This is a genomic window from Roseovarius sp. MBR-79, assembly GCF_053628555.1.
This window is the reverse complement of the sequence record NZ_JBRJGP010000001.1, coordinates 258,911-281,175: the sequence shown is the minus strand read 5'-3', so window position 1 is coordinate 281,175 and position 22,265 is coordinate 258,911. Positions and strand designations below refer to the sequence as shown.

Genomic DNA, 22,265 nt, shown 5'->3' with positions numbered 1-22,265 from the left:
CAGGGGCGATCACACCGGATCAAAATTCAGGAGTTTCCAAGTCATGTTACCGCGCCTCTCGCTGGTTCTGGGCGGGGCTGCCTCGGGGAAGTCGGTCTTTGCCGAGGGGCTTGTGCTGCGCTCGGGGCGCGCGCCGGTCTATCTGGCGACGGCCGAGGCATTTGACGACGAGATGCGCGCCAAGCTGGTGCGGCACCGCGCGCGGCGCGCGGCGGTGTGGCGGACCATCGAGGCCCCGCGCGATCCGGCCCCGGTGCTTGCCGCGATGACGGCAAGTGAAGCGGTGTTGATGGATTGCGCGACGATGTGGCTTTCCAATCATCTGCTGGCCGAAAGCGATCTGCCACGGGCCGAGGCAGCGTTTTTTGCCGCGCTCGACGCCTGTCGCGCACCGGTGGTGGTGGTCTCGAACGAGGTGGGGCTGTCGGTCGTGCCCGACAACGCCCTTGCCCGCCGGTTTCAGACTGCCCAGGGCGCGCTCAATCAATGCCTTGCGGCGAAAGCGGGGCTGGTTGTCAACGTGATCGCGGGGCTGCCCATGGTGCTCAAGGGCACGCTGCCATGAGCCGCTTTTTCTGGGTCCGTCACGGCCCGACCCATGCCCGCGCCATGGTCGGCTGGACCGACATCCCCGCCGATCTGAGCGATACGCCGCGGTTGGCGCGCCTCTCGGCGCATCTGCCGGAGGGGGCGCTTGTCGTCTCCTCGGACCTCAGTCGCGCACGCGCCACCGCAGAGGCCATCGCCGGGCCGCGTCCGCGCCTGCCCGACGAGCCGGATCTGCGCGAAATCCATTTCGGCGCGTGGGAGATGCAGGGCTTTGACAGCGTGGCCGACCCTGCCGCGCTGCGTGCCTTCTGGGAGCGGCCCGGTGCCTTGCGCGCGCCGGGGGGCGAGAGCTGGGATGACCTCTCGGTGCGTGTCGGACAGACGGTGACGCGCCTCCGGGCGGCGCATCCGGGGCGCGATATCGTGGCGGTGGCCCACATGGGCACGATCCTGACACAGGTGCAGGCGGCGCGGCGCGTGACCGCCTACAAGGCGCTAGGGCAGGTCATCGACAACCTGTCGGTGACGGAATTGCATTGGACGGATGACGGTTGGCGCGCCGTGGCGGTCAATCATCGTCCATGAGAGACCGCGTCAGCGCCGCCCCTCGCGCAGCCAGCCGCCGATGAGGAAACCCGCCGCCAGCAGGAGCACGAGCCATGGCGGCAGGAGCGCCATCTGCCGCACGCTCGCGGTCTCAAAGGCCCCGCGCGGGGTAAGGCCGATCCAGCCGCGTCCGGCGGCGGGGCGGCCCGCGCGCACGTCGCGGATGGCGGGAAGCCCGCCTTCGAGCGCCAGCGCGCCGCCATTGGTGGCCTCGATCACCGGGGCAAGGACCCGGTCGGTCGCCAGCGTGCGCTCGAACTCCACCGGGGCGGCGGGGCCAAGGCCGATCACCGCCTTCTGGTCGCCGTTCTCCAGCCGGTAAAGCCCGATCTCTGCCCCTTCATAAACGGTCTCGAAACGTCCCGGCTCCACCTCGTCAAGGGCGCGCGTCTCGACCGCGCCCGAGGGGGTGGTGATCGTCACCTCGGGCACATCCCCCGAGAGCGATCGGCGGATGATGCGCATCTGCTGGCCGCTGGCCTCGGCCCAGAGCGCCTCTTCCTCCAGTTCGGGCTCCTTCATCATCCAGTGGGCGAGACGGCGCAGCAATTCGAGCTGCGGCCCGCCCCCCTCATAGCCGCGTCCCCAGAGCCAGGCTTGATCGGAGGTGAGCAGCGCCACGCGCCCCTCGCCCACCCGGTCGAGCAGCAGAAGCGGGCGCTCGCCCGCGCCCGACATGACAACATCGCCGCTCTCGGCGGCCTCCACCTCGATCTGGCGCAGCCAGCGGCCCCATTCGCCGCCGAACGCCTCTTGCAGCCCCGCCGTGACCGGGTGCCGCCGCCCCAGATCGGTGACGCGCGGGCGAAAACCCTCCTCGACCACGCGCGCGGTGGGGCGGCCGGGGACCATTGCCTCGAAGGGGCCGCGATAGATGCTTTCCGCCCCGGCGAAGTCCGGACCGGCCGCGAGAAGCACCGCGCCGCCCCCTTCTACATATTGGCGCACATTCTCGAGATAGACCGTCGGCAGGATGCCCCGGCGGCGGTAGCGGTCGAAGATGATCAGATCGAACTCGTCCACCTTGTCGAGAAACAATTCCCGCGTGGGAAAGGCGATGAGCGATAATTCCCGCACCGGCACGCCGTCCTGCTTCTCGGGCGGGCGCAGGATGGTGAAATGCACCAGGTCCACGGAACTGTCGGATTTCAGCAGGTTGCGCCAGGTCCGCGTGCCCGCATGGGGCTGTCCCGACACAAGCAGCACGCGCAGCCGGTCGCGCACGCCGTTGATCTGCACCAGCGCGGTATTGTTGCGGTCTGTCAACTCGCCCTCCGCCACGGGGGTCGAGAACTGCAGCACATTGCGCCCGCCGCGCGGCAGGGTGAGCGGCAGCGTCATCTCCTGCCCGAGCGGCACCTCGAAGCGCATAGGTTCGGCCCCGTCAACGGCGATGTCGAGCGGCACCGAACTCACCCCCTCGGGCGCGGCCCCGTCATCGGTGATCGTGAGGGTCAGCTGCACCTCCTCGCCGAGGATGGCGAAGGCAGGAGCGTTGTCGATGCGCAAGCGGCGATCCCAGTCGCCCGCACGGCCGGTGTGCAGAAGGTGCAGCGGCGCGGGCATCTCGGGGGCGGCCTCGATATCGTGGACCTGCCCGTCCGAGAGCAGGATCGCGCCCGCGATGCGCCCGCGCGGCAGTTCGGCCATGGCCTCCGCCAGGGCGCCCATGACGCGCGAGCCGCCGTTTTCGGGCGCGTCGCCCACGGTGACGCGACGCACTTCGGTATTCTCGCGCGCAGCGAGGCGCGCGGCGAGCGCCTCGGCGGCGGCCTCCGTGTCCCCGGCGCGGGCGGCGAGGTGCTGGCTCGCGCTCTCATCCTCGACCAGCAGGACGATATCCGAAAGCGGCGTGCGCTCCTCCTGCCGGTAGGCGGGACCGGCCAGCGCGCCGATGATCACCACTGCCGCCAATGCCCGCAGCGCCCAGCCCGCCAGCCCGCGCCACATCGCCAGCCCCAGACCGGCCACCGCCACCGCGCCGAGCGCGCCAATCAGCCAGAGCGGCAGAAGCGGGTCAAAGACGATGGTGCCGGTCATTGCCCCAGCCTTTCCAGAAGTGCGGGCACATGGACCTGATCGGATTTGTAATTGCCGGTCAGCACATGCATCACCAGATTGACGCCGAAGCGATAGGCCAGTTCGCGCTGCCGCTCCCCCGCATAGCCGCGCCCGACCGGAAAGAGCGGATCGCCCTGCTCGTTCACGGCCCATGCGGCGGCCCAGTCATTGCCGCCGATCACCACCGGTGTCACCCCGTCATTGAGGTTGCGAAACGGCATCCCCTCGATGCGCTCGGCATCGGGGGGGGCGGCCTCGACCCAGACGGCGCGGCCCATGTGGCGGCCCGGGAAATCGGCCAGCAGATAAAAGGTGCGGGTGAGGACGTGATCCTCGGGCACCGGCTCCAGCGGCGGAATGTCGAGCGGCGCGGCCAGCCGTTGGAGCCGCGCACCACTGGGCGAGGCGGCACCGAAACCGGCAATATCGGCGTCGCGCGTGTCAAAGAGGATCATGCCGCCTGAGCGCAGATAGGCGTTGAGCCGCGCATAGGCCTCGGCCGATGGCAGCGGCTGATTCGCGGTCACGGGCCAGTAGAGCATTGGGAAAAAGGCCAGTTCGTCGCGCTCGAGATCAACGCCAAGCGGGTCTGCCGGTTCCACCGAGGTGCGGAAGCTGAGCACCCGCCCGAGGCCGCGGAGCCCGGCGCGGGCGGTGTCGTCCACCGCGCGATCCCCGGTCAGGACATGGGCGAGGACAACCTCGGCGGTGGCCTCCATGGCGCGGGCGTCATCCTGCGCGCGGGCGTGCTGCGGCAGCGCGAGGGCAAGCGCGATGAGCGCGGTGGCACCCGAGCGCCAGAGCCTGCCCGAGAGCGCCAGAGCGGCGAGGATGTCCACCGTCATGAGCACGAGCGCCGTTGCCAGAAGCCAGCCGCCAAGCGGCAGTTCCGGCGCGCGCTCCAGCCCCTCGACGGGGATGCGCGCGGGCCAGGTGGCGGGGGCGATCATGGTCTCGGGCGTGATCACGTTGCGCGCCACGCGCCGTTCCGGCCCGTCGTAAAGCCCCGGCAAGAGGTCGGGCCCAAGCGCCGCGTCCAGCAGCCGCTCGCCCGGCACGCCCGCGCGCGTGCCCGCCTCGGTCATGCGCCCGAACCCGTCGAGCACATGCACCGGCTGCCATGTGGTGCCTGCCAGCTCAGAGCCATCGGGCGGCGCACTCACCGACGAAATCGCCAGCCGCTCCAGCATCTGCACGAAAAGACCCGAGAGCGGCAGCGACGACCATTCGGCATTGGCGGTGACGTGGAAAAGCACGACCTGACCGCTCCCGATGCGCTTGCGCGTCACCAGCGGCGTGCCGTCGCTCAGTTGCGCGATCACGCGCTCGGCAAGGGTGGGATCGGGTTGCGCCATGACCTGCGCGTTCACGGCCACATCGGCGGGAATGGCAAGGCCCTGGAACGGGCTGCCCTCGGGGAAGGGGGCAAGCGATTTGGGCTCGCCCCAGCTCATCGCGCCGCCCACGGTGCGCCCGCCCGCGCGTAGCCGCACCGGCATCAGCGGATGCTCGGTGCTGCGCGATACGTCGCTCGCGGCAAGGCGCGGTCCGGCAAAGCGCAACAGCACGCCCCCGCCCTCGACCCAGTCGAGAAGCGCGGCCTCTTCGGCCTCCGAGAGCGTCGCCACATCGGCCAGCACTATGGCGTCGGGATTGGCGGGCAGGATGTCGAGGAGCGCGCCATCGAGCAGGTCGGCCGTCGGCACAAGCGCCTGACGCAGGTAATGGAGCGGCGACAGAAGCTCCAGCCCCTCGCGGTCCTCGCGCCCCGCGATCAGCGCCACCTCGCGGCGTTTGAGCCCGTCATCGGTCAGGCTCACGGCCCCGGCATGGCGCGCGCCCGCGATCTCGAACCGGGTGACGCGCGCGCGCAGCTCCGGCGGCAGCGACAGCCCGCCCGTGGCCTCGGGCGCGCCCTCGGCAAAGGTCAGGGGCAGCGAGGCGAGCACCCGCTCCGCGCCCGAAGGGTCGCGGCCATGGGCGGTGACGGATATCTCGCGCGGCGCGCCCGGTCGGGCGCGATGAGCGGTCATCTCGACCACGCCGTCACGCAGCACGGGCGGGGCAAGGACCATGAGAGGGCGCGCGCTCTCGTGCACGGTGACGGGGCCGCGCGCCTCGAGCGCGGCCAGCAGCGGCGCGCGCGCCTCGCGGGCGAGACCGTCGGAAAACCAGCGGGTTTCGAAACCACCCTCGGGAAGCATCGCCACCGCCCCGGTATAGGTGTCGGGCCGGGCGGTCCAAGGCTCGGGGGCTAGGCCCGGCAAGCGCGTGCGGATCACTTGCGCCGCCTGAAACGCCGGCGCTTCGGGCGCGCTCAGCCGCAGAAGGGCGGCCACGCGTCCGTCGCGCGCGGCCTCGGCCAGAAGCGCGTCGATCACCCCGCGCTGCGCCTGCCAGTCGCGGGCCGCCGCCCAGCTATCCTCGACCACGATCAGGAGCGGGCCGCGCGCCGCCGCCTCGCCCGCGTCGCGGGGATTGAGCACCGGTCCGGCCAGCCCGATGATGGCCGCCGCCACCGCCAGCATCCGCAAGAGGAGCAGCCACCAGGGTGTGCGGTCGCTGACACTGTCCTCGTCGCGCAGTCCCAGAAGCAGCGCCACACCCGGAAAGCGCCGCCGCACCGGGGCGGGGGGCACGGCGCGCAGGATGATCCACAGCACCGGCAGCGCCAGGAGCGCCCACAGCAGCCAGGGTGTTGCAAAGCCGATGGCACCAAGGGTCATGCGCGGCCTCCCTCGGACATGGCGCGGTAGAGCCAGAGAAGGGCCGATTGCGCACTGGTATCGGTGTGATGGCAGCCATGGGTCCAGCCGGTCGCAGCGGCGAGGCGGGCAAGGTCGTCCTTGCGCGCGGCGAGCCGTTCGAGATAGCGCGGGCGCAGGTCGGCGGCCTTGAGCGTCTCATGCCGCAATCCGCCGCCCATGCTCTCGAAGATGGTGCGCCCGCGATAGGGAAAGGCCTCTTCCGCAGGATCAAGCACCTGAAAAATGACTCCGCGCACCCCGCGATCCGCCGCCGCCGTGAGTGCTGCGCGCACCGGCTCCGGGTCGCCGAGAAAATCGGAGATGAGCAGCGCGCGGCCATGGGGCACCAGCCCGCTCATGTCGGGGCCGGCATATTCCGCATCGCTGTCCCGGGTCAGCGCCTCGGCCAGCCGCGCGATCTGCGCCGCCCCCCGCCGGGGCGGCAGCGCACCCCCGGTCAGGCCCACGCGCTCGCCGCCCCGATCCAGAAGCAGCGCGACGGCCAGCGCCAGAAGGCGGGCACGGTCGGCCTTTTCGGGCAGGGCGGCGTCCGAGGCAAAGCGCATCGAGGCGGCTGGATCGACCCAGAGCATCACGCTTTGCGCCACCTGCCATTCGCGCTGTCGCACGAATTGCGCGTCCGAGCGGGCCGAGCGCCGCCAGTCGATCATGGTGCGGCTGTCGCCCGCCTGCACCGGGCGGTATTGCCAGAAATCGTCGCCCGCGCCCGCGCGCCTGCGCCCGTGCTCGCCCATGAGCACGGTGCGCGCCAGCCGCTCGGCCCGCGCCAGCAGCGGCGGCAGGCGGGCGGCCTCGGCCTCGGCGCGGGGGCGCAGGGGTTGGGTGGCGGTTGCCATGTCAGGCGGCGGCCTGCATCTGCGTCGTCTCTTCGACCAGCCGCGCGATGAGCGCGGGCAGGCTCTCGCCCCGCGCGCGCGCCGCGAAGTTGAGCGCCATGCGGTGCCCGAGCACCGGCTGCGCCATGGCGGCCACGTCGCTGGCATCGGGCGCAAGACGGCCCTGCAACATCGCCCGCGCCCGCACCGTCAGCATCAGTGCCTGCGCCGCGCGCGGCCCCGGCCCCCAGGCCACGCTCTCGCGCACCAGGTCCGAGGCGCTGGCGTCCTCGGGGCGGCCGCTGCGCACCAGATCGAGGATCATTTCCATGATTTTCTCACCCACGGGCATCCGCCGCAGCATCCGCTGCGCAGCCATCAGTTCCTCGGGCGTCAGCACCTCATGCGCCTCGTCCTCATCGGCGCCGGTCGTGGCCAGAAGGATCGCGCGTTCGGTCTCGCGATCAGGGTATGGCACGTCGATCTGCACAAGGAAGCGGTCAAGCTGCGCCTCGGGCAGGGGATAGGTGCCCTCCTGCTCGATCGGGTTCTGGGTGGCAAGGACATGGAAGGGCGGCGCAAGCGGGCGCGTCGCGCCCGCGACGGTGACGCGGCGTTCCTGCATCGCCTGCAACAGCGCCGATTGCGTGCGCGGGCTGGCGCGGTTGATCTCGTCGGCCATCAGAAGCTGGCAGAAGATCGGCCCGTCTATGAACTTGAACGCGCGGCTGCCATCGGCGGCTGTCTCGAGCACCTCGGAGCCGAGAATGTCGGCGGGCATGAGATCGGGGGTGAATTGCACCCGGTTCGTGGCCAGCCCCATGACGGTGCCGAGCGTTTCCACCAGACGGGTCTTGCCGAGACCGGGCAGGCCGATCAAAAGGCCGTGCCCGCCGCACAAAAGCGCCGAGAGCGACAGGTCGACGACCTGCGCCTGCCCGATGAAACGCCGCGTGATCGAGGCCCGCGCGCGGGCCAGTTTCTCTTCCAGCGCCTCCAGACCGGCCAGAAGTTCGGTATCCTCGGTCATGGCAAAACTCCCGTCAGACCTATATCCTCATGGTGGAATGTATCGTGCGAAATGGAAATGGCAAAAGCAATGAGCGCAAGGACCGTCACAACCCCGTCAGCCGAAGGCATCGCCGCCACCGCCCGCGCCGCCGCCAAGGGGCGCGGGTTGCCGCCGGTGCATCTGTGGAATCCGCCCTTTTGTGGCGATCTGGACATGCGCATCGCGCGGGATGGCACGTGGTTCTATCTCGGCACGCCGATCGGGCGGCCCGAACTGGTGCGGCTTTTCTCCACGATCCTGCGCAAGGATGGCGAGAAATATTTCCTGGTCACGCCGGTGGAAAAGGTCGGAATCACCGTCGATGACGCGCCGTTCGTGGCCGTCGATTTCGAGGCGGAGGGGGAGGGGCGCGATCGGGCCTTGCTTTTCGAGACCAATGTGGGCGATCACGTCACCGCCGGGCCGGAACACCCGATCAGGGTCGAGCGCGACCCTGAGACGGGAGAGCCCGCGCCCTATGTGCTGGTGCGCGCAAACCTTGAGGCGCTGATCGACCGCAAGAGTTTTTACCGGCTGGTGGAGATCGGCGCGCGGCACGACGGCTGGTTCGGCCTCTGGTCGGGCGGCGCGTTTTTCCGGGTCATCCCGGAGGCGGACTTGCCCTGAGAGGTCAGGCCTGCGCGTCGTCATTCCCGCGCAGGCGGGGATCTTCTGGCGGCAGGATACCCTCGGGGCAAGCCCGAGGGTGACAGGGTGTTGCGTTGTCGCCGGAGCGGCTCACACACTCATGCAGATGTATTTCATCTCGAGAAACTCGTCGATGCCGTGATGGCTGCCCTCGCGGCCAAGGCCGGATTGCTTGACCCCGCCAAAGGGCGCCACCTCGGTGGAGATGATGCCGGTATTCACGCCGACGATCCCGTATTCGAGCGCCTCGGCGACCTTGTAGACGCGGCTCAGATCGCTTGCGTAGAAATAGGAGGCAAGGCCGAAGATCGTATCATTGGCCATGGCGATCACGTCATCGACGGTCTCGAAGCGGAAGAGCGGCGCGAGGGGGCCGAAGGTCTCGTCGGTGGCGACAAGCATCTCCTGCGTGACGCCGGTCAGGATCGTGGGCGGCAGGAAATGGCCCGGCCCCTGCACCGGCGTGCCGCCGCCCATCATCACCACGGCCCCCTTGGCGGTGGCGTCGGCGACATGTTCCTGCACCTTGGTGATGGCGTCGGCATTGATAAGGGGCCCGAGCGTCGTGCCCTCGTCCATCCCATCGCCCATGCGCAGCTTTTCCACCGCCACCTTCAGCTTGGCGGCAAAAGCGTCGTAAACGCCCGCCTGCACATAAATCCGGTTGGCGCACACACAGGTCTGGCCGTTGTTGCGGAACTTGCACAGGATCGCGCCCTCGACGGCGGCATCGAGATCAGCATCGTCGAACACGATGAAGGGCGCGTTGCCGCCCAACTCCATCGAGCATTTCATCACCTGGTCGGCGGCCTGCCGCAGAAGGATGCGCCCCACCTCGGTGGAGCCGGTGAAGGTCAGCTTGCGCACGCCGGGGTTTTCGCAGAATTCGCGGCCCACCTCGGAGGAGCGCGACGACGGCACGATGTTGAACACGCCCGCAGGGATCCCCGCGCGCTCGGCCAGAACGCCCATGGCGGTGGCCGAGAGCGGCGTCTCCGAAGCGGGCCGCCCGATGAAGGCACAGCCGGCGGCCAGCGCGGGCGCGGCCTTGCGCGTGATCATGGCGTTGGGAAAGTTCCACGGCGTGATCGAGGCGGCGACACCGATGGGCTGCTTGATCACGGTGATGCGCTTGTCGCGCTGGTGGCCGGGGATGGTTTCGCCATAGATGCGCTTGGCTTCTTCCGCGAAAAATTCGACGAACGAGGCACCATAGGCAATCTCGCCCTTGGCCTCGGCCAGCGGCTTGCCCTGTTCGGCGGTCAGGATCACGCCCAGATCGTGCTGGTTCTCCATCATAAGGTCGAACCATTTGCGCAATACGGCGGCGCGTTCCTTGCCGGTCCATTGCGCCCATTCCTTCTGCGCGGCCTCGGCGGTGGCGATGGCATGGGCCACCTGTGCGCGGCTGAGATCGGCCACATGGGCGATGACATCGCCGCGCGCGGGGTTCGTCACCTCGAAGGTGCCGTTGTCGCCATCGACCCATTGCCCGCCGACATAGGCACGTTCGGCCAGAAGGCTGGGATCCTTGAGCATGGATTTCAGATCGGTCGTGGTCATGGCGTCGTCCTCCGTCATGTCTTTTGGTCTCGCGGAGACAGACCAGCTTGCGGTAGGAATGTCTAGGCCCAGAGGAGGGGAAGCGAATGGCGGAACTGGACGACGATTACGCGAATGTGCCCTATATCCCGGGCGGCGCGCAGTATCCGGCGCGCTGGAGCGTGGCGGCAGAGGCGTTTCGTGCGCGGATCGGCGCGCGGGCAGAGCTTGGCCTGCCCTACGGCGAGGGCGCGCGGCAGGTGTTCGACCTTTTCCATCCGGCGGGAGAGGCGCGGGGGCTGTGCATCTTTGTGCATGGCGGTTATTGGCTGAAATTCGACCGCTCGCTCTGGTCGCATCTGGCGGCGGGGCCGCTGGCGAAGGGCTGGGCGGTGGCGATGCCGTCCTACGATCTCTGCCCCGAGGTGCGCATCGCCGACATCACCCGGCAGATCGCGCAGGCCGTCACGGTGGCGGCGGGGCGCGTGGCGGGGCCGGTTGCCCTTGCCGGTCACTCGGCGGGCGGTCATCTGGTGGCGCGCATGGCGGTGCCGGGAGTGCTGCCATCGGGGGTGGCGGCGCGCCTCTCGCATGTCATGCCGATCTCGCCCGTGTCGGACCTGCGGCCCCTGTTGCAGACCTCGATGAACGCCGATTTCGGCCTTGATATGGCGGGTGCCGAGGCGGAAAGCCCGGCGCTGATGCAGCCCATGGCCGTGCCGGTCACGGTCTGGGTGGGCGGCGATGAACGCCCGGTCTTTCTCGATCAGGCGCGCTGGCTCGCCAAGGCATGGAGCGCGCCGCTCGAGATTGTGCACGGCGAGCACCATTTCAACGTCATCGAGCCGCTGGCCGATCCGGCAAGCGCGATGGTGGCGCGGCTTCTGGGCTGAGGGGCGCGCACGGGGCGTTCAGGATTTGGCAAGACCTCGCCCGGAATTTGGGCGCGTCCAAGTCATGCCCTGAACCCGGAGTGCCCCGATGCAAGATCAGTCCCCGCGCCTTGCGCTGCCCTTCATCCTGCCCTCGCAGGCACAAAAGCACGTCACCCATAACGAGGCGCTGAGCCGTCTCGACATGGCCGTGCAACTGGCCGTGGAGGGGATCGGTGCCGCCACGCCCCCCGCCCTGCCCGAAGAGGGGCGGATCTGGGCGCTGGGCGCGGCACCCACCGGGGCATGGGCCGGGCAGGCGGGAATGCTCGCGGGGTTCATGAACGAGGCGTGGCTTTTCATGGCACCGGACGAGGGGTGGTTGGCCCTCGACAAGAGCGACGGGGGTCTTTTCCGGCGCGCGGGTGGTGACTGGGTGGCGATCGCGCCGCCCGTGCTCGACAATCTCGACGGTGTGGGGATCAACGCGAGCCATGATTCCGTGAACCGGCTGGCGGTCTCGGCCCCGGCGACGCTCTTCAACCACGAGGGCGGGGGCCATCAGGTCAAGATCAACAAGGCGGCGGCGAGCGAGACGGCAAGCCTGCTGTTCCAGACCGGCTTTGGCGGGCGCGCCGAGATGGGCACGAGCGGCAATGACGATTTCGCCATCAAGGTGAGCGCCGATGGCGGAAGCTGGCACACGGCGCTGCGCCTTGACGCGGCAAGCGGGCTGGCCAGCGGCGCGGCGGTGCAGGTGGCTGCGGCGGATGCCACGCCGGGGCGGCTCTTGCGCACGGGGGCGTTCGGCTGGGGGCAGGACGGGGCGCAGGCGGGCCCCGAGCTGGCCGATCTCGACGATCCCGCGCAGCCCTCCGGCAGCTACGCGGTCAGTGCGGCCACGCAGGGCGCGCGCCCCGCCGGGGCGGGAACGGGCGGCTGTCTCGTGCTTCGGCAGGGGGCGGGCGATCTGGCGCAGGTGTTTTTCGGCGCGGGCGGCGATGTGCTGGCGTTCCGGCTGCGAACGGGGGGCGTCTGGGGGGCGTGGCAGGCGCTCCATGGCGGGCACAACGTGAGCCGGGTGAGCGGGCCTGCGGGCGAGGTCGTGCGCACGCCGGACGGCACGCAGATCTGTCAGCATGTGCTTGTGCTCGACGCGCCGAACGTGGCGGCGGGTGCGCTTTTTGCGGGCGGGGCCGAGACGGTCTGGACCTATCCCGCCGTCTTTGCCCCCGGCACGCGCCCCACCCTGACGGCAAGTGTCACAACGGCGGCGGGGGTCTGGGTCACGGCGCGGGCGGGCGATGCCACCTCGGGCGCGCTGCGCGCCATGGCAGCGCAGGCGCAGGGCAGTGCGCCCGAGGTGGTGGTCACGGCTGTTGGGCGCTGGGCCTGAGGCCCGCGCGCGCCGCTCACTTGTCGCGGAACTGCGCCTGACGCTTCTCCGCGAAGGCGGCCATGCCCTCTTTCTGGTCCTCGGTGGCAAAGAGCGAGTGGAACACGCGCCGCTCGAACAACAGCCCCTCGCGCAAGGTGGTCTCGAACGAGCGGTTGACCGCCTCCTTGGCGGCCATGACCGTGACCTGCGATTTCTCGGCGATCTTCTGGGCCGCTGACATCGCCTCATCCATCAGTTTCTTGGCAGGCACGATGCGGCTCACCAGACCGGCGCGCTCGGCCTCTTCGGCATCCATGAACCGGCCCGTCAGGTTCATGTCCATCGCCTTCGCCTTGCCGATGGCGCGCGTCAGGCGCTGCGTGCCGCCAAGCCCGGCGATCACGCCAAGGTTGATTTCCGGCTGGCCGAACTTGGCCGTGTCCGAGCAGATGATGAAATCGCACATCATCGCCAGCTCGCAGCCGCCGCCAAGCGCGTAGCCCGACACGGCGGCGATGATCGGCTTGCGGATGCGGGCGATGGCGTCGCTGTCGGCGGTGAAGAGGTCCTCGGTGAAGACATCGACAAAGCTTTTCGTGCTCATCATCTTGATGTCGGCCCCGGCGGCAAAGGCCTTTTCCGAACCGGTCAGCACGATGCAGCGCACCTTGTCGTTGCCCTGCGCGTCGGCCAGTGCCTCGGCCAGTTCCGACATCAACTGATCGTTGAGCGCGTTGAGCGCGTCGGGGCGGTTGAGTTTGATGAGGGCGACGTGGTCTTCTATTTCGACGATGATCGTCTCATAGGCCATGAATTCAGCTTTCCTTGGTTTCGCTCGGCCCAAGTCATTACCATGTCGGGGACGCCTTTCAACCTATCTTTGACAGCGCGGACAATGGAAACTGGAGCGCGCGGATTGCACGAGGCGGGCGATCCGGCCGTCGCAGCCGGGTTTGCGACAGGGCGCGCCCTCGCGCCCGTAGACGTCAAAAGCGTGCTGGAAATAGCCAAGCTCGCCATCGGCCTGCCGGTAGTCGCGCAAGGACGAACCGCCTGCGGCAATCGCCTCGGTCAGCACGGCGCGAATGGCACCGGTGAGCCGCGCGATGCGCCGAGGCCCGAGACTGCCCGCCACACGGCGCGGCGAGATCCCTGCGCGAAAAAGCGCCTCGCAGACATAGATATTGCCCAGACCGGCCACGATCCGCTGATCGAGAAGCGCCGCCTTGACGGGCGTGCGCCGTCCGGCAAGGGCGGCGGCGAGATGGGCCTCGTGAAACCCGTTGCCAAGCGGTTCCGGCCCGAGTTTCGCCAGCAGCGGATGGGCCTCGGCACCGGCCGTCGCCATCAGATCCATCGCGCCGAAACGGCGCGGGTCGTTGAAGGTGATCCGCGCGCCGCCCGCCATGTCGACGATCACATGGTCGTGTTTCGCAGGCGCGGGGTGATCGTGGACGAATTGCCCCACCCGCGCCCCCGACACCAGCATCCGCCCCGACATGCCCAGATGGACGAGCAGCGTTTCGCCCCGGTCGAGATCGGCCAGCAGGTATTTCGAGCGTCGCCGCAGCGAGAGCACCCGCGCGCCCGTCAGCCGTGCGGCCATGTCTGGCGGAAAGGGCCAGCGCAGATCGGGGCGGTTCACCTGCGCGCGCGCGATCACCTGCCCCTCCATGACGGGGGCCAGGCCGCTTCGGACGGTTTCGACCTCTGGCAATTCGGGCATGACGGACCTCGGCGCGCGCAAGCGGCGCATTGTAACCCCCGGTGAGCGACCTATAAGAAAGGCGGGACCCAGGATGAGCAAGCCCCGGAGTGCGGCATGAGCGAGAAAACCACCCATTTCGGATTTCAGGACGTGCCCGAGGCGGAGAAGGCGGGGCGCGTGCGCGGCGTCTTTGGCTCGGTCGCGTCGAACTACGATGTAATGAACGACGCGATGAGTTTCGGCATCCACCGGATCTGGAAGGATGCGATGATGGACTGGCTCGCGCCGCGCGCCGGTCAGCGGCTTCTCGATGTGGCGGGGGGCACCGGCGACATCTCGTTCCGGTTCCTGCGGCGCGCGGGGCGCGGTCATGCCACGGTGCTCGACCTGACCGAGCCGATGCTGGTCGAGGGGCAGAAGCGCGCCGAGGCCGAGGCTCTGGCCGACAGCCTCGACTGGGTGGTGGGCGATGCGATGGCGCTGCCCTTCGAGAATAACAGTTTCGACGTCTACACGATAAGTTTCGGCATCCGCAACGTGACCCGTCCGCAAGAGGCGCTCAACGAGGCGTTTCGTGTGCTGCGGCCCGGCGGGCGGCTGATGGTGCTGGAATTCAGCCAGATCCCTAATGACCTGATGCAGAAAGTCTATGACCTTTATTCGTTCAATATCATCCCGCGACTGGGGCAGGTGATCGCGCGGGACCGCGACAGCTATCAATACCTTGTCGAATCGATCCGCCGCTTCCCCGATCAGGAAACATTTCTGGGGATGGTGCGCGATGCGGGCTTCGGGAACGCGAAATATCGCAATCTTTCCATGGGTATCGCCTGCCTGCATTCGGGGTGGAAGATTTGAGGGGGCCGCATAACCTAATCCGTCTGATCCGCACCGGGGCCACGCTGGAACGCACCGGCGCGATGGGCCTGATCATGGCGGCGTTCGAGGCGCCGCCCTTGGTGCGCGCGACCATGCGCGCGCTGGCGTGGCCATTTCAGTGGCTGGGCGACCGGGGTGATCCGGCCATGCCGCCCGCCGTGCGCGCGCTGACGGCTCTGGGGCCCGCCTATATCAAGTTCGGCCAGATCCTCAGCACGCGGCCCGATCTGGTGGGCGAGGATCTCGCCGCGCAATTGCGCGTGCTTCAGGACAAGCTGCCCCCTTTTCCGGTCGAGGTGGCGCAAATGGCCGTCGCGCAGGAGCTTGGCCGCCCGGTGGCCGAGATCTTCGATGACTTCAGCCCGCCGGTGGCGGCGGCCTCGATCGCGCAGGTGCACAGGGCGCGGCTGCGCGAGACCGGCGAGGCGGTGGCGGTCAAGGTGCTGCGCCCGGGCATCGAGCGCGCCTTTCGCCGCGATATCGACGCCTTCTATTTCGCGGCGCGCATGGTCGAACTGCTTGCGCCGTCCGCGCGCCGGTTGCGGCCCACGGATGTGATCGCCCATTTCGAGGGCGTGGTCATGGGCGAGCTCGACCTGCGGCTCGAAGCCGCCTCCGCCTCCGAATTCGCGGCCAATACCGAGGGCGACGCGGGGTTTCAGTTGCCCCGCGTGCATTGGCACCTGTCCTCGCGCCGGGTGATGACGATGGCATGGGCCGATGGCGCGCCCATGGGCGACAATGCCGCCATCGATGCGGCGGGGCATGACCGGGTGGCACTTGGGGCGCGGGTGCTGCAACTCTTCCTCAGCCATGCGCTGCGCGACGGCTATTTCCACGCCGACATGCATCAGGGCAATCTCAAGGTGGCCGCCAATGGCGACATCATCGCCTATGATTTCGGGATCATGGGGCATATCGACGAATATACCCGGCGCGTCTATGCCGAGATCCTGTACGGCTTCATCAAGCGCGATTACCGGCGCGTGGCCGAGGTCCATTTCGAGGCGGGGTATGTGCCCGGCGACCGCGATGTGGATGCGTTCGCGCGCGCTTTGCGCGCCGTGGGGGAACCGATTTTCGGCATGGATGCAAGCCGCATCTCGATGGGCAGCCTGCTCAGCTATCTTTTTGAAGTGACAGAGCGTTTCGGGATGGAGACGCGGACGGAACTGATCCTGCTGCAACGCACGATGGTGGTGGTGGAGGGGGTCGCGCGCTCGCTCGATCCGCAGATCAACATCTGGCAGGTGGCCCGTCCCGTGGTCGAGGATTACATCCGCCACGCCATGGGTCCGCGCGCGGCGCTGCGCGATCTGGGGCGCACCGCGATGGTGCTGTCTCGCTACGGTCCGCGCCTGCCGGGGCTGCTCGAGGCGGTCCTGATCCGGCAGGCGCATCCGCCCGCGCCGCCGCCGGCGCGGCACTGGCCCGGGCGGCTGCTCTGGTCCGGGGCGGGGGCGGTGGCGGGCGGTGCCGTCGTGACGCTGGCACTGGCGCTGTTCTGAAGCGTTTCGGTGTCTCCTTGAAACGCCGAGACGAGTTGACGCTCTGATCTGGCGCAATTTCGAACCGGCAAAGTCCATCAGACTTTTCAGAAATCGCTTTGGGTGAGAGGTCATGGCGCGGGCGGGCGCAGGCCGAGCACCTCCTCCGCGCCGACGCTTTGACCGTTCTCAAGCACAAGCCGGACCGCGCCGCCGTCCAGACGCGCCTCGTCGATTCGGGCGTGAAGATGCACCTCGTGGCGCGCGATCGTCTCTCCCCGCGCCAGCGAATGCGCCGTCACCCGATAGGTGCCCGTCACCAGCGGCAGGCCGAGCGAGTCGCGTCCCTCCCAGAGAACCGGGCCGCTTTGCGGTGCGATCGGCAGGCGCTGAACGATCACACCCTGCTCGTTCGTCACGATCAGCTCCGCTGCATCGGCCCCCTGCGCGACGGTCGCGCTGAGCGAGACGGGCGCACCGGCAAAGCGCACGGGGGCCGCAATCTCGGCCTCGAGCCCGATCCAGCCCGCAAGCTGTCCCATGCCAAGCGTGGCCATCTGCGCGCCAAGCCCCGAAAGCAGGTCATTGGTGAGCACCTGCTGTTCGACCGACGAGAAGGTCGCCAGCTGCACCGCGAAATCAGCCGAATCGATCGGGTTGAGCGGGTCCTGGTTGCGCATCTGGGTGGTCAGCATCTTCAGGAAGGTCTCGAAATCCGAACTGAGCGCTCCGTTTCGGGGGGCGGCGGGTAAGGGGGGGGCGGGGGGCAGCGTCGGCGCAATGCCGGTCAGAGGTTCCATAAGCACTCCTTTCGGTGAGGTCTTGATGTCCGGGCCATCGGTTCAGACCCTCAGATCGAGCCGGTCGCCCAGCATGACCAGCACGGGCGGCGGCGTGTCCGGGGTGCTTGCCGCAGGTGGCCCGTGGGTGGGTGCGGTTACGGGCGCGCGCGCCTCCTTGTCCCGCGCGCCGCCCCCGTCTTGCGAGAAAACGATCTGCGCGCCATCGTAGCCTGTTTCCTTGAGGTCGTTCGTGAGTGTGTCGATGTTGCGGCGCAAAAGCTCCATCGTCTCGGCGCGCTCGGCACTCACCATGACGATCATCACGCCGTCCGTCGTGGCAAGATGAAGCCGCACGCGGCCGAGTTCCGCGGGGTTGAGGGCGATCTCGGTGGTTTTTTGCCCGTCCACCGACGCCCGCGAGATTGCGGCAACGATCTGCGTCGTGGTCTGACCCGTGTTCTGCGGCGGCGCGAAATGTGTGAACGCGGAGGTTGTGCCGCGAAGCGCCGACGAGGCTGTTTCAGTCGCCGCAAGGCGCAGGGTGCCGTCCGCCTCCGGCTCGGCGATGGCCATGAGGTCGGCTGCGGGGTCTGCGGTGCGGTTCCCGGCCGGGTTGACAAAGGCGCCGAAGCGCTGTGCGGGCAGTGTGACGGTGCCCGTTACCGGCGCGGCGGCTGTGCTTGCTTTCTGCCGCACATCCGGTGGCGTGAGCGCGTCGTGCCTGTGCTCGGGACGCGCCGGGATCAGGAATGCGGCCTCGATTGCCGAGGGCATGGGCACCGCTTGCGCCGCAATGCGGACCCCATCGGATGACACGATGCCGGTGCCGAGGGTCCTTGCGGTTGCGCCTTGCGGTTCCAGTGCCGTCGCCGAGGGCCTCTCCGGCGCGGCAAGAGGCTCCGGTCCCGAAGAAGCCGACTGCATGGGGGGCATGTCGCCTGCCCCGGTAGCTTGGAGGCCGTGCGCGTTTGTTGCGCGGGCGTGCAGATGCCCCGCTGTCACGGTTGCCCGGCCGGATACCGGATGAGGTGCCGCATGAGGCAGGTCCGTTGGTAGTGTGGTCTCGCGCGGTAGTGTCGCCGGGCCGTCGGGCATGGGCGTCGGGCGTGCGCCGCGCGGGGCCCCGGCAGGGCCCGCGTCCGGCACGTTCGACATGACTTCGAGGTCCGCCGCCATCGGCTTCGCCGCCAGCACCGCTCTCTGCGCGACGACTGTGAGGTCGTCCGTCCCGGTGTCCTGATCGGCGCGGCCCTGCCCGTGTCCGATCCCTGTCGTCGCCGTGCCGGGGGGGGGCACCGGCGGTCCGGCCGGATCCGCATCAGTGCTGATGGTGGATGATTCGGTGGCGTCGGGCGGCGTGCCCTGCAGCGCTTGTTGTCCGACCGGATCGACCCCCTCGGACGGGGTCGCCTGCTCCATCGTCATGAAGGCGGAAAACGCTTGTCCCGTCGTGATCGACGAGGCGTCGCGCCGCACGACAGGCAGCGAAGTGTGGTGTTCGGAAACGATCATCATGCAGGCGGTCCGATCCGGTTCAACGTCCCGCAAAGATATCCGCAAGCCGGTTACCAGTTCTTTACGGCTTTGCGGTTTCCTTGGCTGAAATTCCAACAATTCGAGGTATCCAGGTGACAGACCCGATTTCCCCCCCGAACCCGAGAGCGGTGATGCAGCCACATCCCCGCCTTCAGCGCGCCGCCGAGGCGCTCGAGGCCGGTTTTCTGGCGGAAATGCTCAAGTTTTCGGGGCTTGGCGAACAGACCAACAGCTTCAGTGGCAGCGCGGGGGAGGCGCAATTCGCCTCGTTCCACCGCGAGGCACTGGCGCAGGCGATTGCCCGCAAGGGTGGCCTCGGCCTTGCCGGGATGATTGCCGCCTCTTTGCGGGAGCGCGGCCATGACGACTGACGCCGACAGGCAACTGATTCGCGACGTCGAGACGCTTCTGGAGCGTGAGCACGCCTGTCTGCTCCGCGGTGACCTGGCGGCGCTCGCGGGCCTGGCGGAGGAAAAGGAGGCGCATCTTGCGCGGTTGCGCAAAGTCGGGGCGCCGGAGTCTGCGATCTTTGCGGCGCTGCGTGAGCGGGCCGCGCGCAACGAGCGTCTTCTGGATGCCGCGATGCAGGGGATCAGGCGTGTCAGCGCACGGCTGAGCGCCTATCGGCAGGTGCGCCGGTCCATCGAGACCTATGATCCGCAGGGGCGCAAGGAGACCATCGCCGGGACGGTCGTGCACCGTCTCGAACGACGGGCCTGAGCCGGTTGCGTCAAATCCTACCGAAGTTTTCTGGCGCGATTAGCACTCCCTTAGGACTTGGCGGGCAAATCTGGGCGGGCATCCGCAAACGGGTGGCGCCGCCGGAACGAAAGGGCACCGGTTGCACACGTCAGAAAGACATTCCGGGCCGCCCGAGCGGGCAGGTCATGCCAACAGGCGCAAACGCGCCGCATCTGAAAAGGAAAACACATGTCCAGCATTCTGACCAACAACAGCGCCATGGTGGCGCTTCAGACCCTGCAAAGCGTGAACAAGAACCTTGCCAATACGCAGGATGCGATTTCGACCGGCAAGGATATCGCGACGGCCAAGGACAATTCGGCGATCTTCGCGATTTCCAAGGTGATGGAATCCGATATCGCCGGGTTCAAGGCGATTTCCGACAGCCTGTCCCTCGGGCAGGCGACCGTCGCCGTGGCGTCATCGGCGGCCGAGCAGATCGTCGAGGAACTCAACGGGATCAAGGGGCTTATCGTCTCCGCCCAGAGCGAGAACGTCGATCACGCCAAGATCCAGGAGGATATCTCTCAGCGCACCGCCCAGATCGCATCGGTGATCAGCGCCGCGCAGTTCAACGGCACCAACCTGCTGAATACCGATGTCGATGGTGCCGGGGCCGGCACGACCACCTTCAATGTTCTGGCCTCGCTGGACCGGGTGGGCACGGCTGCGCCTGCGCCCACCAATATCTCCGTGGCGAGCGTGGATTTCGAGGCGAATCTCGATCTTGTCACCAACCTGACCGCCATCACCGACACCACCACCGCGGCTACCGCTCTTGGTGAAATCGAAACCTTCATCCAGACCGCCGTGACCGGTGCCGCGTCCCTCGGGGCTGCGGCCAGCCGGATCGACAGCCAGAGTGAATTCGTCTCCAAGCTGACCGATTCGCTCACATCGGGTGTCGGCGCGCTGGTCGATGCCGATCTCGAGGCAGCCTCGGCGCGGCTTCAGGCGCTCCAGGTTCAGCAGCAGCTGGCCACGCAGTCGCTGTCGATCGCCAACCAGGCACCGCAGTCGATCCTGTCGCTGTTCCGGTAAATCCATCAGGGGGCGCCCCAAAGGGTGCCCCCTGACCCCACCGCCGGATGTCATGCGCAGTTTTGGAAGGACAGAACGTGACCGCAGTTTTCAAGGCAGAGGCCGCCTACAGGGCTCAGGGTCAAACCGTGCGGACCGCCCGCGCGCAGGAATACGACGCGCTCGCCCGCGTCACGCGCCGTCTCAGGATGGCCGAGCAGACCCGCGCGTCGGATTTCGGTCAGCTGGCCGCCGCCATCCACGACAATCAGCGTTTGTGGACCATCTTCGCGGTTGACGTGGCCGATCCGCAAAACGGGCTGTCCGTGCCGTTACGTGCGCAGATCCTCTCGCTGGCGGAATTCACGCGAAGGCACAGCGGTCAAGTTCTGCGCGAAGCGGCATCCGTCGATCCGCTGGTGGATATCAACACCGCCGTGATGCGTGGTCTTTCGGGTGCGGGAGCCACGCAATGAGCCGTCTCATCCTCAAGCTGGCCCCCAAGGAACGTGTCCTCGTGAACGGCGCGGTGATCGAAAACGGGGATCGCCGGTCGCGCCTGTCGGTGATGACCCCGGATGCGCGCATCTTGCGCCTGCGTGACGCGATCCATCCCGACGAGGCCACTACGCCTGTGAGGCGCGCCTGCTTCGCGGCGCAACTCGTGCTTTCGGGTGACGCCGCTCCTCGTGACATGCGCCAGCAGATGCTGCGCCGCATAGAGGAGTTGAGTCAGGTTTTGCGCGACCCCGACAGCCGCGCGCTGCTGACCCGTGCCAGCGAGGCGCTTCTGGCCGAAGAGCACTATGCCTGCCTGAAGGCGCTTCGCGCGCTTTTGCCCAGAGAAGCGCGGCTTATGGCCCATGGCGGTCCAAGATGACCTTCGCGCCGGTCGTCCCCTTGGGTGGCCTCGTCGGCTTTGCCCTTCTGAGCCGTACGCTTGACCGGCAGACCGAGCTTTTCAACGCCGCCCCGGCGCTTCGACGCGATACCGATCATTTCGCGCAGACCATCGCGGGCGTTCAGACGGCGGCCGATCTCGTCGCGGATCGCCGCCTCTTGCGCGTGGCGCTCGGCGCGTTCGGCCTTCAGGACGACATCGACAGCCGCGCCTTTGTTCGCGCGATCCTCGAACAGGGCACCGAGGACGACAAGGCGCTTGCCAACCGCCTGTCGGACGATCGCTATCGCCGCTTTGCCGATGCGTTCGGCTTCGCCGCGCCCGACGGGCCGCGCACGGGCGAAGCGGGATTTGCGGCGCAGATCATCGAGCAATTCCGGCGGCGCGAATTCGAGGTCGCAGTGGGTGAACAGGATACCGCGCTGCGCCTCGCGCTGAATGCGGATCGCGAGCTTGCGGCGTTCGGGACCGATGCGGAGTCCGACAACGCGCTGTGGTTTCGCATCCTCGGCACCCCGCCGCTCCGGAGCGTGTTCGAGACCGCGCTTGGCCTGCCGTCCAGCTTTGCCCAGATCGATATCGATCGTCAGCTGGACGAACTGCGCACCCGTGCGGCGCGGCAACTGAACATCGAAAGTCCCAGAGACCTTGTGGACAATGACCTGCGTGAGGGACTTTTGCGGCAGTTCCTCCTGCGCGATCAGATTTCGTCCACAGCGGTTCTGTCCTCACAAGCCATAGCGCTGAGCCTGTTGCAAGGGGGCCGATGACCGGGCGTGATTGCATGCAGGGCCATTGCGGCACACCAGCGCGCGCGATCGGTCATGTCGATCGCGGGCCGCCGGTCATCGTGATCGGCTTGACAGGGCGGGACGCAATTGGCAGGTGCAGGGGGCGACGTGTATCAGTCGGCGGCGCAGG

At 68.2% G+C, this 22,265-nt stretch carries 22 protein-coding genes; 13 read left to right on the top strand and 9 right to left on the bottom strand.

The annotated features are described in order from the left end of the window. The first annotated feature begins 43 nt into the window (after positions 1-43). Positions 44-565 (top strand): bifunctional adenosylcobinamide kinase/adenosylcobinamide-phosphate guanylyltransferase, encoded by a 522-nt coding sequence (gene cobU, locus ACSSV8_RS01405; protein ID WP_354538815.1) that lies wholly within the window; start codon positions 44-46, stop codon positions 563-565. Further along, positions 562-1,134: a histidine phosphatase family protein gene (locus ACSSV8_RS01400; protein ID WP_354538816.1), complete on the top strand. Its 573-nt coding sequence runs from the start codon at positions 562-564 to the stop codon at positions 1,132-1,134. Before cobU ends, ACSSV8_RS01400 begins: the two co-directional genes overlap by 4 nt. A 9-nt stretch (positions 1,135-1,143) precedes the next feature. On the opposite strand, the gene ACSSV8_RS01395 is transcribed toward ACSSV8_RS01400, so the two are convergent. From ACSSV8_RS01395 to ACSSV8_RS01380, 4 genes are read right to left on the bottom strand one after another with little or no spacing between them, the layout of a single operon-like run. Further along, entirely contained in the window at positions 1,144-3,195 is a 2,052-nt protein-coding gene (locus tag ACSSV8_RS01395; protein ID WP_354538817.1) for a hypothetical protein, read from the bottom strand. Further along, positions 3,192-5,942, bottom strand: coding sequence for a DUF4159 domain-containing protein (locus tag ACSSV8_RS01390; RefSeq protein WP_454281259.1), 2,751 nt, complete (start codon positions 5,940-5,942; stop codon positions 3,192-3,194). The genes ACSSV8_RS01395 and ACSSV8_RS01390 overlap by 4 nt, the downstream gene beginning before the upstream one ends. After that, a complete protein-coding gene (locus ACSSV8_RS01385) occupies positions 5,939-6,820 on the bottom strand; it encodes a DUF58 domain-containing protein (RefSeq protein ID WP_354538819.1) in 882 nt (293 codons plus the stop codon). Before ACSSV8_RS01385 ends, ACSSV8_RS01390 begins: the two co-directional genes overlap by 4 nt. Before the next feature lies 1 nt (position 6,821). Beyond that, on the bottom strand, positions 6,822-7,829 hold the full coding sequence (locus tag ACSSV8_RS01380) for an AAA family ATPase (protein ID WP_454281258.1): 1,008 nt from the start codon (positions 7,827-7,829) through the stop codon (positions 6,822-6,824). A gap of 69 nt (positions 7,830-7,898) precedes the next feature. Between ACSSV8_RS01380 and ACSSV8_RS01375 the strand changes: the two genes are divergently transcribed. Next, positions 7,899-8,477, top strand: coding sequence for a DUF1285 domain-containing protein (locus ACSSV8_RS01375; RefSeq protein WP_354538821.1), 579 nt, complete (start codon positions 7,899-7,901; stop codon positions 8,475-8,477). 111 nt (positions 8,478-8,588) lie between these two features. On the opposite strand, the gene ACSSV8_RS01370 is transcribed toward ACSSV8_RS01375, so the two are convergent. Then, positions 8,589-10,061, bottom strand: coding sequence for an NAD-dependent succinate-semialdehyde dehydrogenase (locus ACSSV8_RS01370; RefSeq protein ID WP_454281257.1), 1,473 nt, complete (start codon positions 10,059-10,061; stop codon positions 8,589-8,591). Between the two features lie 86 nt (positions 10,062-10,147). Here ACSSV8_RS01370 and ACSSV8_RS01365 point away from each other — a divergent pair, with 86 nt between their 5' ends. Next, the gene (locus tag ACSSV8_RS01365; RefSeq protein ID WP_454281256.1) at positions 10,148-10,933 is read left to right on the top strand and encodes an alpha/beta hydrolase; all 786 of its coding nucleotides are present in this window, start codon (positions 10,148-10,150) and stop codon (positions 10,931-10,933) included. Between the two features lie 88 nt (positions 10,934-11,021). Then, the gene (locus ACSSV8_RS01360; protein WP_454281255.1) at positions 11,022-12,308 is read left to right on the top strand and encodes a DUF2793 domain-containing protein; all 1,287 of its coding nucleotides are present in this window, start codon (positions 11,022-11,024) and stop codon (positions 12,306-12,308) included. A gap of 16 nt (positions 12,309-12,324) precedes the next feature. Here the strand turns inward: ACSSV8_RS01360 and ACSSV8_RS01355 are convergent, their stop codons facing one another. Both ACSSV8_RS01355 and mutM read right to left on the bottom strand, forming a co-directional pair. Beyond that, positions 12,325-13,101: an enoyl-CoA hydratase gene (locus ACSSV8_RS01355; protein WP_354538825.1), complete on the bottom strand. Its 777-nt coding sequence runs from the start codon at positions 13,099-13,101 to the stop codon at positions 12,325-12,327. A gap of 63 nt (positions 13,102-13,164) precedes the next feature. After that, entirely contained in the window at positions 13,165-14,016 is an 852-nt protein-coding gene (gene mutM, locus ACSSV8_RS01350) for a bifunctional DNA-formamidopyrimidine glycosylase/DNA-(apurinic or apyrimidinic site) lyase (RefSeq protein WP_354538826.1), read from the bottom strand. A gap of 96 nt (positions 14,017-14,112) precedes the next feature. On the opposite strand from mutM, the gene ubiE reads away from it, so the two are divergent. Together ubiE and ubiB are read left to right on the top strand one after the other, a co-directional pair. Beyond that, positions 14,113-14,856 (top strand): bifunctional demethylmenaquinone methyltransferase/2-methoxy-6-polyprenyl-1,4-benzoquinol methylase UbiE, encoded by a 744-nt coding sequence (gene ubiE, locus ACSSV8_RS01345; RefSeq protein WP_454281254.1) that lies wholly within the window; start codon positions 14,113-14,115, stop codon positions 14,854-14,856. Further along, positions 14,853-16,385, top strand: a complete 1,533-nt coding sequence (ubiB, locus tag ACSSV8_RS01340; protein WP_454281253.1) for a 2-polyprenylphenol 6-hydroxylase — start codon at positions 14,853-14,855, stop codon at positions 16,383-16,385. The genes ubiE and ubiB overlap by 4 nt, the downstream gene beginning before the upstream one ends. 110 nt (positions 16,386-16,495) lie before the next feature. Here the strand turns inward: ubiB and ACSSV8_RS01335 are convergent, their stop codons facing one another. Both ACSSV8_RS01335 and ACSSV8_RS01330 read right to left on the bottom strand, forming a co-directional pair. Continuing rightward, positions 16,496-17,164 carry a flagellar hook capping FlgD N-terminal domain-containing protein gene (locus tag ACSSV8_RS01335; protein ID WP_354538829.1) on the bottom strand — a complete coding sequence of 223 codons (669 nt, stop codon included), beginning with the start codon at positions 17,162-17,164 and terminating at the stop codon, positions 16,496-16,498. A gap of 42 nt (positions 17,165-17,206) precedes the next feature. Continuing rightward, positions 17,207-18,661: a flagellar hook-length control protein FliK gene (locus ACSSV8_RS01330; protein WP_454281252.1), complete on the bottom strand. Its 1,455-nt coding sequence runs from the start codon at positions 18,659-18,661 to the stop codon at positions 17,207-17,209. Positions 18,662-18,813: 152 nt separating this feature from the next. Here ACSSV8_RS01330 and ACSSV8_RS01325 point away from each other — a divergent pair, with 152 nt between their 5' ends. The 6 genes from ACSSV8_RS01325 (at position 18,814) to ACSSV8_RS01300 (ending at position 22,114) form a co-directional block, all read left to right on the top strand. Further along, the gene (locus ACSSV8_RS01325; RefSeq protein ID WP_354538831.1) at positions 18,814-19,053 is read left to right on the top strand and encodes a rod-binding protein; all 240 of its coding nucleotides are present in this window, start codon (positions 18,814-18,816) and stop codon (positions 19,051-19,053) included. After that, entirely contained in the window at positions 19,043-19,402 is a 360-nt protein-coding gene (locus tag ACSSV8_RS01320) for a flagellar protein FlgN (RefSeq protein WP_354538832.1), read from the top strand. Before ACSSV8_RS01325 ends, ACSSV8_RS01320 begins: the two co-directional genes overlap by 11 nt. Positions 19,403-19,612: 210 nt before the next feature. Then, on the top strand, positions 19,613-20,464 hold the full coding sequence (locus ACSSV8_RS01315) for a flagellin N-terminal helical domain-containing protein (RefSeq protein WP_354538833.1): 852 nt from the start codon (positions 19,613-19,615) through the stop codon (positions 20,462-20,464). A 77-nt stretch (positions 20,465-20,541) separates the two neighbouring features. Next, on the top strand, positions 20,542-20,919 hold the full coding sequence (flaF, locus tag ACSSV8_RS01310) for a flagellar biosynthesis regulator FlaF (RefSeq protein ID WP_354538834.1): 378 nt from the start codon (positions 20,542-20,544) through the stop codon (positions 20,917-20,919). Beyond that, complete coding sequence (flbT, locus tag ACSSV8_RS01305; RefSeq protein ID WP_354538835.1) at positions 20,916-21,323, top strand: flagellar biosynthesis repressor FlbT; 408 nt, start codon at positions 20,916-20,918, stop codon at positions 21,321-21,323. Before flaF ends, flbT begins: the two co-directional genes overlap by 4 nt. Continuing rightward, positions 21,320-22,114 carry a DUF1217 domain-containing protein gene (locus ACSSV8_RS01300; protein WP_454281251.1) on the top strand — a complete coding sequence of 265 codons (795 nt, stop codon included), beginning with the start codon at positions 21,320-21,322 and terminating at the stop codon, positions 22,112-22,114. Before flbT ends, ACSSV8_RS01300 begins: the two co-directional genes overlap by 4 nt. Positions 22,115-22,265: the final 151 nt, after the last annotated feature.

Excerpts from the sequence above, each read along its gene's own strand:
- cobU (WP_354538815.1), top strand. The coding sequence starts at position 44 with ATGTTACCGCGCCTCTCGCTGGTTCTGGGCGGGGCTGCCTCGGGGAAG.
- ACSSV8_RS01400 (WP_354538816.1), top strand. The coding sequence starts at position 562 with ATGAGCCGCTTTTTCTGGGTCCGTCACGGCCCGACCCATGCCCGCGCC.
- ACSSV8_RS01395 (WP_354538817.1), bottom strand. The coding sequence starts at position 3,195 with ATGACCGGCACCATCGTCTTTGACCCGCTTCTGCCGCTCTGGCTGATT.
- ACSSV8_RS01390 (WP_454281259.1), bottom strand. The coding sequence starts at position 5,942 with ATGACCCTTGGTGCCATCGGCTTTGCAACACCCTGGCTGCTGTGGGCG.
- ACSSV8_RS01385 (WP_354538819.1), bottom strand. The coding sequence starts at position 6,820 with ATGGCAACCGCCACCCAACCCCTGCGCCCCCGCGCCGAGGCCGAGGCC.
- ACSSV8_RS01380 (WP_454281258.1), bottom strand. The coding sequence starts at position 7,829 with ATGACCGAGGATACCGAACTTCTGGCCGGTCTGGAGGCGCTGGAAGAG.
- ACSSV8_RS01375 (WP_354538821.1), top strand. The coding sequence starts at position 7,899 with ATGAGCGCAAGGACCGTCACAACCCCGTCAGCCGAAGGCATCGCCGCC.
- ACSSV8_RS01370 (WP_454281257.1), bottom strand. The coding sequence starts at position 10,061 with ATGACCACGACCGATCTGAAATCCATGCTCAAGGATCCCAGCCTTCTG.
- ACSSV8_RS01365 (WP_454281256.1), top strand. The coding sequence starts at position 10,148 with ATGGCGGAACTGGACGACGATTACGCGAATGTGCCCTATATCCCGGGC.
- ACSSV8_RS01360 (WP_454281255.1), top strand. The coding sequence starts at position 11,022 with ATGCAAGATCAGTCCCCGCGCCTTGCGCTGCCCTTCATCCTGCCCTCG.
- ACSSV8_RS01355 (WP_354538825.1), bottom strand. The coding sequence starts at position 13,101 with ATGGCCTATGAGACGATCATCGTCGAAATAGAAGACCACGTCGCCCTC.
- mutM (WP_354538826.1), bottom strand. The coding sequence starts at position 14,016 with ATGCCCGAATTGCCAGAGGTCGAAACCGTCCGAAGCGGCCTGGCCCCC.
- ubiE (WP_454281254.1), top strand. The coding sequence starts at position 14,113 with ATGAGCGAGAAAACCACCCATTTCGGATTTCAGGACGTGCCCGAGGCG.
- ACSSV8_RS01335 (WP_354538829.1), bottom strand. The coding sequence starts at position 17,164 with ATGGAACCTCTGACCGGCATTGCGCCGACGCTGCCCCCCGCCCCCCCC.
- ACSSV8_RS01330 (WP_454281252.1), bottom strand. The coding sequence starts at position 18,661 with ATGATGATCGTTTCCGAACACCACACTTCGCTGCCTGTCGTGCGGCGC.
- ACSSV8_RS01325 (WP_354538831.1), top strand. The coding sequence starts at position 18,814 with ATGCAGCCACATCCCCGCCTTCAGCGCGCCGCCGAGGCGCTCGAGGCC.
- ACSSV8_RS01320 (WP_354538832.1), top strand. The coding sequence starts at position 19,043 with ATGACGACTGACGCCGACAGGCAACTGATTCGCGACGTCGAGACGCTT.
- ACSSV8_RS01315 (WP_354538833.1), top strand. The coding sequence starts at position 19,613 with ATGTCCAGCATTCTGACCAACAACAGCGCCATGGTGGCGCTTCAGACC.
- flbT (WP_354538835.1), top strand. The coding sequence starts at position 20,916 with ATGAGCCGTCTCATCCTCAAGCTGGCCCCCAAGGAACGTGTCCTCGTG.
- ACSSV8_RS01300 (WP_454281251.1), top strand. The coding sequence starts at position 21,320 with ATGACCTTCGCGCCGGTCGTCCCCTTGGGTGGCCTCGTCGGCTTTGCC.